Source organism: Variovorax paradoxus (genome assembly GCF_000834655.1).
Taxonomy (GTDB): domain Bacteria; phylum Pseudomonadota; class Gammaproteobacteria; order Burkholderiales; family Burkholderiaceae_C; genus Variovorax; species Variovorax paradoxus_F.
In genome coordinates this window covers 1-4273 of the sequence record NZ_JXQQ01000073.1, presented here as the reverse complement: position 1 = coordinate 4273, position 4273 = coordinate 1, and the positions used below count along the sequence as shown (strand labels likewise).

Sequence of the window (4273 nt, the reverse complement as noted above, 5' to 3'; positions counted from 1 at the left end):
GACCACCGAGATGTCGCGCGAGACACGCGGCGCGCTGAGCACCTTGATCACCAGCGACGGATCGTTCGCATCGCGCGCGAACGCCGAGGGCATGATCGATGCGCCCATGCCGCTGGCTGTCATCCAAAGCGCCGTGGAGAGGAAGGACACCTCGTTCACCACGTCGAGGGCCACGCCCGCATCGGCCGCGGTGCCGTCGATCAGCGGGCGCACGCCGTACCCGGGGCGCACGGTGATGACGGGATGCCCACCGAGGTCGACCCACCGCACCACACGCGCCCTGGCCAGCGGATGGTCGTTCCTGCACACGAGCGCGAGGTGGTCGCGCATGAGCCGCTGCACCTCGACCTCGGCACCGGGCCGCTCGGGCGTGCCGATGCCGAAGTCCACATGCTCGCCGAGGATGCGCGAGATGAACTGGTCGGGCGCGCAGTCGTTGATCATCACGCGAACTTTCGGATGCTCTTCGCTGAAGCTGCGCACCGCCGCGGGCAAGAGGAAGGTGGCGAGCGTGGGCGTGATGGCCAGGGAAACGCGCCCCCGCTCGAGCGTGGCGAGTTCGCGAAAACCGGTCGAGAGCGAATCGACGTCGCGCAGGATGCGCTCCGCGGTGGGCAGCATTTCGTCGGCGGCAGCGGTCGGCTTGAGCGAGCGCGTGGTGCGGTCGAAGAGATGCGTGCCGAGGCCTTCCTCGAGCTGGCGGATCAGCATGCTCACCGCCGACTGGGTGACGAAGAGCTTTTGGGCGGCCGCGCTGAGCTTGCGCAGCTGATGCACCGCGAGGAACGCGCGCAGCTGGCGGATGGTCGGGCTGAACGTAGGACTGAAGTTTTCATTCATAAGATCAACTGATATTTGATACGAAATTTCTCGATTTACGAATGAATTTCGGCGGCGTTCAATCGCTCCAAATCAAGTAAAAGCAACAATCAAGGAGTCCGAATGACAGCACCGATCGCCCGCAAGGCGCAACCGCTTCGCAGGCAATTGATGCTGGCCATGTCCTGCACCCTCTTCGGCGCTGCCGCCTTGGCGCAGGCTCCCTCCGCCGAATTCCCCAGCCACCCGATACGCATGGTGGTGACCTTTCCGCCCGGCGGCAGCGCGGACGCCGTGGTGCGCATGCTCGTGCCGCGGCTCAACGAGAAGCTGGGCCAGCAGGTGGTGGTGGACAACCGACCCGGCGCCGGCGGCAACGTGGGCCTCTCGCTGGTGGCGAAAGCGCCGGCCGACGGCTACACGCTCGGGCTGGGCGCGGCCGGCGCGCTGACCGCCAACGTGAACCTCTATGCGCAGATGCCCTTCGACCCGGTGAAGGACTTCAGGCCCGTCGGCATGGTCGCGGCCACCCCGTTCGTGATCGTGGGCCACCCTTCGGTGGGCGCGCGCACGCTGCCCGAACTGATCGCGCTGGCCAAGGCGAAGCCGGGCACGCTCTCGATGGGCCACGGCGGCAACGGCACCGCGATGCACCTGTCGACCGCGCTCTTCGCGCAGATGGCCGACGTGAAGCTGATCGAGGTGCCCTACCGCGGCTCGGGGCCGGCGGCGCTCGATGCGCTCGCGGGCCAGGTGCAACTGGCGCTGGTCGACCTGCCCGCGTCGCTGCAGCAGATCAAGGCCGGCAAGCTGATCGCCTTCGCGGTGACCAGCGCGCAGCGCGTGCCCATGCTGCCCGACGTGCCCACCGTGGCCGAGGCGGGCCTGCCGGGCTACGACTCGACCGGCTGGTTCGGCGTGGTGGCGCCGGCCGGCACGCCCGCGCCCATCGTGGCGCGGCTGAACGCGGAGATCAACGCCGCGCTCGGCGACGAACAGATCAAGGCCGCGATTCGCAACCTCGGCGCCGAGCCGGCACCGGGTTCGACCGAAGCCTTCGAGGTCTACATCCGCAGCGAAACGAAGAAGTGGGCCAAGGTGATCCAGGGCGCCAACATCCGGCTCGACTGAAAAAAACGACGACAGAGACCACAGGCAAGAACGAACCATGAGCGACACCCCAATGCAGGCCGACGTTCTCATCATCGGCGCCGGCCCGGTGGGCCTCACGCTGGCGATGGACCTGGCGTCGCGCGGCGTCTCGGTGATCATCTGCGAGACACGCCGCTTCGCCGAGCCGCCGAACGTGAAGTGCAACCATGTGGCCTCGCGCACGATGGAGCAGTTCCGCCGCCTGGGCGTGGCGCAGAAGCTGCGCGATGCGGGGCTGCCCGCGGACTACCCCAACGACGTGGTGTTCCGCACCACCGCAACGGGCACCGAGCTCACCCGCATTCCCATTCCGTGCCGGCGCGACCGCTACACCGAGACCGAGGGCCCCGACGCCTGGTGGCCCACGCCCGAACCGCCGCACCGCATCAACCAGATCTACCTCGAACCCATCCTGCTCAAGCACACCGCGGCGCTGCCGGGCGTGCAGTTGCTCAACCGCACCCAGTTCGCGGGCTTCACGCAGGACAAGGACGGCGTGACCGCCATCGCCACCGAGATGGACAGCGGCATCACGCGCAGCATCCGCTGCCGCTACATGGTCGGCTGCGACGGCGGCAGTTCGGCGGTGCGCAAGCAGATCGGCGCCAAGCTCGAGGGCACGGCGGTCATCCAGCGGGTGCAGTCCACCTTCATCCGCGCGCCGCAGCTGCGCGCGATGATCCCCGGCAAGCTCGCATGGTCGACCTACGCGATGAACCCGCGCCGCTGCGGCACGATGTTCGCCATCGACGGGCACGAGACCTGGCTGGTGCACAACCATCTGAACGCCGAGGAGCCCGAGTTCGATTCGGTGGACCGCGACCAGGCGCTGCGCGACATCCTGGGCGTGGGCCCCGACTTCAGCTACGAGATCATCAGCAAGGAAGACTGGATCGGCCGACGCCTCGTGGCCAACCGCTTCCGCGAGGGCCGCGTGTTCCTCGCGGGCGACGCGGCGCACCTGTGGGTGCCGTACGCGGGCTACGGCATGAACGCCGGCATCGCCGATGCGCTCAACCTCTCGTGGCTGCTGGGCGCCTGCGTGCAGGGCTGGGGCGACGAGGCGATGCTGGACGCCTACGAGGCCGAGCGCCAGCCGATCACCGAGCAGGTGTCGAACTTCGCGATGGACCATGCGCAGAAGATGATCCGCGCGCGCCGCGCCGTGCCGCAGAACATCGAGGCGCCCGGCCCCGAGGGCGACGCCCTGCGCGCCGACATCGGCCGCGAGGCCTATGCGCTCAACGTGCAGCAGTTCTGCTGCGGCGGGCTGAACTTCGGCTACTTCTACACGGGCTCGCCCATCATCGTCGCGGACGGCGAGCACACCGCGCCGCCCTACTCGATGGGCGACTTCACGCCCTCCACCGTGCCGGGCTGCCGCGCGCCGCATTTCTGGCTGGCCGACGGCCGCTCGCTCTACGACGCGTTCGGCCCGGGCTACACGCTGCTGCGCTTCGACCGCAGCGTGGACGTGCGGCCGCTGGAACGTGCCGCGCTCACCTACAACATGCCGCTCACGGTGCTCGACATCGAGACCGCCGAAGTGCCCAAGGCGTACGCCCACCGCCTGGTGCTCTGCCGCGCGGACCAGCACGTCGCCTGGCGCGGCGCGCACCTGCCGTTCGACGTGTACGACCTGGTGGCCATCCTGCGCGGCGATGCCAGGCGGGTGCGCGAGCGCAAGCGGGCGCTGGCGTGGGAAGGCGTGGTCGCCGCCGCCTGAGCGTTGCCTAGCCGCGGCGTGCCGCGACGACGCGGTAGGCCAGCCACACGGCCAGCGCGGGTGCGAGCGCAAAGCTCGCGAAGAGCCATGCTGCGGCCGACCGGGCGCCCTCCACGCCGCCCGGCACCGTGAGCCCCGCCGCATTCGCCACCAGCCCCGCCACCGCCGCGCCCACGGCCATGCCGTAGAGCTGGATCGTGGTGATCGAGGCGGACGCCAGCCCTTCTTCCCCCTTCGGCGCGAGCGACAGCACGCGCGTCACCAGGTGCGGCCAGCCGATGCCCACGCCGAGGCCGACGACGGCGAGCGCCAGGGCAACCAGCGTCGTCTCGAAGCCCGCGCCCAAGTACCGGGAGAGCGCTGGAAAAGGCAGCAGCAGCGCGAGCGCCACGAGCCCCAGCGTGCAGGCCACGGGGCCGGCGCGCAGCATGCGGTCGGCTTCCGCGCCGCTGCGTCCGGACGACAGCAGCGAGCCCGCGCTCCAGCCGCCGGCCATCGCAGCCGTGAGGTAGCCCGCCGCGAGCGGCGAATGGCCATGCAGCAGTTGCAGGAAGTACGGCACGAAGATCTCGGTGG

At 69.6% G+C, this 4273-nt stretch carries 3 protein-coding genes and 1 pseudogene; 2 read left to right on the top strand and 2 right to left on the bottom strand.

Features of this window, described 5'->3' with window-relative positions; all coding sequences use genetic code 11:
• A partial coding sequence (locus RT97_RS25055) for a LysR family transcriptional regulator (RefSeq protein WP_042581560.1) occupies positions 1-840 on the bottom strand: 840 nt, incomplete at its 3' end.
• 102 nt (positions 841-942) lie between these two features.
• On the opposite strand from RT97_RS25055, the gene RT97_RS25050 reads away from it, so the two are divergent.
• Both RT97_RS25050 and RT97_RS25045 read left to right on the top strand, forming a co-directional pair.
• Entirely contained in the window at positions 943-1950 is a 1008-nt protein-coding gene (locus RT97_RS25050; protein WP_042581559.1) for a tripartite tricarboxylate transporter substrate binding protein, read from the top strand.
• A 37-nt stretch (positions 1951-1987) separates the two neighbouring features.
• Complete coding sequence (locus RT97_RS25045) at positions 1988-3697, top strand: FAD-dependent oxidoreductase (protein WP_042581558.1); 1710 nt, start codon at positions 1988-1990, stop codon at positions 3695-3697.
• A 7-nt stretch (positions 3698-3704) separates the two neighbouring features.
• Here RT97_RS25045 and RT97_RS25040 read toward each other — a convergent pair.
• Positions 3705-4273 (bottom strand): annotated as a pseudogene (locus RT97_RS25040) (MFS transporter); the annotation flags it as partial.

Coding starts and splice junctions, on each gene's coding strand:
- RT97_RS25050 (WP_042581559.1), top strand. CDS start 943: ATGACAGCACCGATCGCCCGCAAGGCGCAACCGCTTCGCAGGCAATTG.
- RT97_RS25045 (WP_042581558.1), top strand. CDS start 1,988: ATGAGCGACACCCCAATGCAGGCCGACGTTCTCATCATCGGCGCCGGC.